The following is a 3336-nucleotide window of genomic DNA, read 5'->3' as shown; positions in this document are numbered from 1 at the left end:
GTGGTCGAGGAGGTTGCGCAGCAACCGTCTCGAGACCCGCAACCTCCTCGATCAACGAACGGTCAGCGGACCTCGAGCAGGTCCACCACGAAGATCAGGGTCTCGCCACCCTTGATGGCACCGCCGGCGCCACGGTCGCCGTAGCCGAGGTGGGGCGGGATGACGAGCTGGCGACGGCCGCCGACCTTCATGCCCTGCACACCGGTGTCCCAGCCGGCGATGACCTGGCCGATGCCGAGGCGGAACTGCAGCGGGGTGCCGCGGTTGTACGACGCGTCGAACTCCTCGCCCGTGGACAGGGCGACGCCGACGTAGTGGACCGAGACGGTGCTGCCGGAGGTGGCCTCGGCGCCGTCGCCGACGGTGAGGTCGGTGATCACGAGGTCGGTGGGCGGGGTGGGGTCGACGAAGTCGATCTCAGGCTTTTCCATGCCCACCACCCTAGGACCCACGCGAGGACCCATGCCGACGGGGCGCGCGGGTGCCCACCGCAACCCGTTGACAAGTGACACACCTGTCAACAACCATGCCGGAGGGTGCGTGACGACCGTCACGCGGGGCTGGGAGGCTGGACATGGACCACACGTCACGCAACGGACGGCGCGGGTGGGCCCTCGTGGCCGCCGTCGCCCTGCTCGCGACGCTGGTACCGGCGGGCCAGGCCGCGCAGGCGGCCACGGTCACCGGCGGTGCCACGGACCGCGTCGTGTCCGCCGCCGCGACGCCTGACCCCTTCTTCACCTACACCGGCGCCAAGCCGCTGGCCGACTACGCGCCTGGCGCGGTCCTCAAGCAGCGCACGGTCAACTACTCGATCGCCGGGATCCCGTTGCCGCTCAAGGTCGTGCAGATCGTCTTCCGCACGACCAACCAGCGCGGCCAGGCCGTCGCCGGCGTGACCTCGGTCTTCAAGCCGCTGACCGGCGTCACCTCGAAGGTGATCTCCTACCAGTCCTTCTACGACTCGCTGAACCCCGAGGACGGCCCGTCCCGGTCCGTCGCCGGCGGCAAGAACCCGGGCGGGATGGGTGCGCACTTCGAGACCGCGATGATGGTGCCGTTCCTCCTGCAGGGCTACGCCATCGTCATGTCCGACACCCAGGGCCCGACGGCCGACTTCGCCGCCGGTCCCGAGTACGGCATGGTCACCCTCGACTCGCTCCGCGCCACCCTCAAGGTGCCGGCCACCGGCGTCGTCGCGCTCACGGCGAAGATCGGCCTGATCGGCTACTCCGGCGGCGCGATCGGCACGAACTGGGCCGCGGTCCTCGCGCCGTCGTACGCCCCCGACATCAACAAGCGGATCGTCGGTGCCGCCGAGGGCGGCGTGCTGGTGCGTCCCGCGACCAACCTGACCTACGTCGACAGCAGCCTCGTGTGGGCAGGCATCGTGCCGATGGCCATCGTCGGCGTGGCCCGGTCGTTCAACGTCGACCTGCGGCCCTACCTCAGCCCCTACGGCGTCGAGGTCTACGACAAGATGCAGAAGGCCTCGATCCTCCAGGTGCTCGGTGCCTACCCGGGCCTGAGCTGGAAGAAGCTGGCCAAGCCGGCCTACGCCGACCCGTCGACGATCCCGATCTTCGTGAAGCTGGTCAACCAGCTGAACCTCGGCACCCGCCCGAACCCGACCGTCCCGATGCTCATCGGGCAGGGCACGGTCGGTGAGCTCGAGGGCACCATCGGCAAGCAGCGGGGCGACGGCGTGATGGTCGCCGGCGACGTCCGGACCCTCGCGAAGAAGTACTGCTCCGGTGGCGTCAAGGTCACCCACCGCGAGTACCCGCTCAGCCATTTCCTGTCGGTCCCGTTCTGGCTGCCCGAGGCGATCAGCTGGCTGAACGCCCGCTTCGCAGGCACTCCGGCGCCCGACAACTGTGCAACGATTCCGGCCGGCAACCCGCTGGGTCCGCTGAAGGCCAGTTGACGCAGGGGTCCCCGCGTTAGGCTGACGCCCAAGGGATCCCGTTGAATGGACGGGTACAAGAGGGGCGTCTCGGGGGGACAGCAGGTGCGGGTCAACGTCACGGGAGCGGACACGTGGTCGTCCGCTGACTTCGCGACCCGTCTCGTGTACGCCGCCGGGAGCCATCCCGGGCGGGTCCGGACCGTCAACGAGGACTCCTCCCTTGTCGCCCCGCCGGTCTTCCTGGTCGCCGACGGCATGGGCGGCTACGCCCGCGGCGACGTGGCGAGCCGACTGGTCGCGGAGTCGTTCGAACCGCTGGCTGCCCGCGACGTGCAGCCCATCGACGTCGAGGCCGCCATCGGTGCGGCGCAACGCAGCGTCGGCGCACTCGCCGCCGAGTTCACCTCGGCGCCCGGCTCGACCCTCGTCGCCGCGACGTACGTCCTGGAGGACGGCCGCGGCTACTGGCTGCTGGCGAACATCGGCGACTCCCGTGCCTACTGCTTCAGCGAGGGCGTGCTCGACCAGATCTCCAAGGACCACTCGGTGATCCAGGAGCTGATCGACGCGGGCCAGATCACCCGTGAGGAGGCGCTCGGGCACCCCGAGCGCCATGTCGTCACGCGGGCGATCGGCGCGCTCACGGCCTCGGAGGCCGACTTCTCCCTCGTCCCGGCGGTTCCCGGGTCGCGGTTGCTGCTCTGCTCCGACGGCCTGACCTCGGAGCTGTCCGACATCGCGATCTTCCACATCATGTCCGAGCGGCTGTCGCCCGAGCTGACGGTCAGCACGCTGATCGAAGCGGCGGTCGCCGCCGGCGGCCACGACAACGTGACGGTCGTCGTGGTCGACGTCGACCATGGACCCGAGCGTCCCGACGAGGACACCCGCCCGACGCAGGGGGAGCAGGCATGACGACGTACGTCGCCGGCGACCTCGCCACCCTCGTCACGGACGAGGGTGTCGTTCTTGCTACGGGCGATCGACTCAGCGAGGTCGCGGCGCTCGCCGAGCGTGGGCTCGAGCCGCTGACGGTCGTCGAGGTCCTCTCGCGGGGTGTGCTGAGCGAGCTGCCGGACTTCGCCGCCGTACGGATCGACCGGTCCGAGGCCCGCATCCTGGTCCGGGGCGCGTTCGCGGTCTGCGTCGACGGGTTCCGTGTCGAGGGCACCGACGCCACCACCTGGAACGAGGCATCGGCACCGCTGGCCGCCGGAGCCGTCATCGAGGTGGTCCCGATCGGCGCGCGCCCCACCGGCCCGGCCCTGCCGTTGCTGGGCGGTGTCGTGCGCAGCGGCGGTCTCACCTGGCGTCCCGTCGTGAGTACGACGCCCGCTCCCGAGCCGGTGGCGGCTGAGCCGGTCGCACCCGAGCCGGTCGCCGAGCCGGTGGCTGCCGAGCCCGCCCACGAACACACCGTGTTCCGG

4 protein-coding genes are annotated in these 3336 nt (G+C 70.6%); 3 read left to right on the top strand and 1 reads right to left on the bottom strand.

What is annotated here, in order from left to right; genetic code table 11:
• Window positions 1-62 precede the first annotated feature (62 nt).
• Complete coding sequence (locus ACOADB_RS12065) at window positions 63-431, bottom strand: FKBP-type peptidyl-prolyl cis-trans isomerase (RefSeq protein WP_378598594.1); 369 nt, start codon at window positions 429-431, stop codon at window positions 63-65.
• Window positions 432-574: 143 nt separating this feature from the next.
• Between ACOADB_RS12065 and ACOADB_RS12060 the strand changes: the two genes are divergently transcribed.
• The 3 genes from ACOADB_RS12060 to ACOADB_RS12050 all read left to right on the top strand — a co-directional run.
• Entirely contained in the window at window positions 575-1927 is a 1353-nt protein-coding gene (locus ACOADB_RS12060) for a lipase family protein (RefSeq protein WP_378598591.1), read from the top strand.
• A gap of 45 nt (window positions 1928-1972) precedes the next feature.
• Window positions 1973-2824, top strand: coding sequence for a PP2C family protein-serine/threonine phosphatase (locus ACOADB_RS12055; RefSeq protein WP_378598588.1), 852 nt, complete (start codon window positions 1973-1975; stop codon window positions 2822-2824).
• The coding region (locus ACOADB_RS12050; protein WP_378598585.1) for a hypothetical protein at window positions 2821-3336 on the top strand (516 nt) is incomplete at its 3' end. The genes ACOADB_RS12055 and ACOADB_RS12050, both read left to right, overlap by 4 nt.

The sequence above is a fragment of the Nocardioides sp. CPCC 206348 genome (genome assembly GCF_048654705.1).
In the GTDB taxonomy this organism is placed as follows: Bacteria; Actinomycetota; Actinomycetes; order Propionibacteriales; family Nocardioidaceae; genus Nocardioides.
The sequence above is the reverse complement of the archived record's forward strand: the minus strand, read 5'-3'. Positions and strand labels throughout refer to the sequence as shown.

Bases quoted from the DNA above. Each gene is read 5' to 3' on its own strand.
- ACOADB_RS12060 (WP_378598591.1), top strand. From the start codon at position 575: ATGGACCACACGTCACGCAACGGACGGCGCGGGTGGGCCCTCGTGGCC.
- ACOADB_RS12055 (WP_378598588.1), top strand. From the start codon at position 1,973: ATGGACGGGTACAAGAGGGGCGTCTCGGGGGGACAGCAGGTGCGGGTC.
- ACOADB_RS12065 (WP_378598594.1), bottom strand. From the start codon at position 431: ATGGAAAAGCCTGAGATCGACTTCGTCGACCCCACCCCGCCCACCGAC.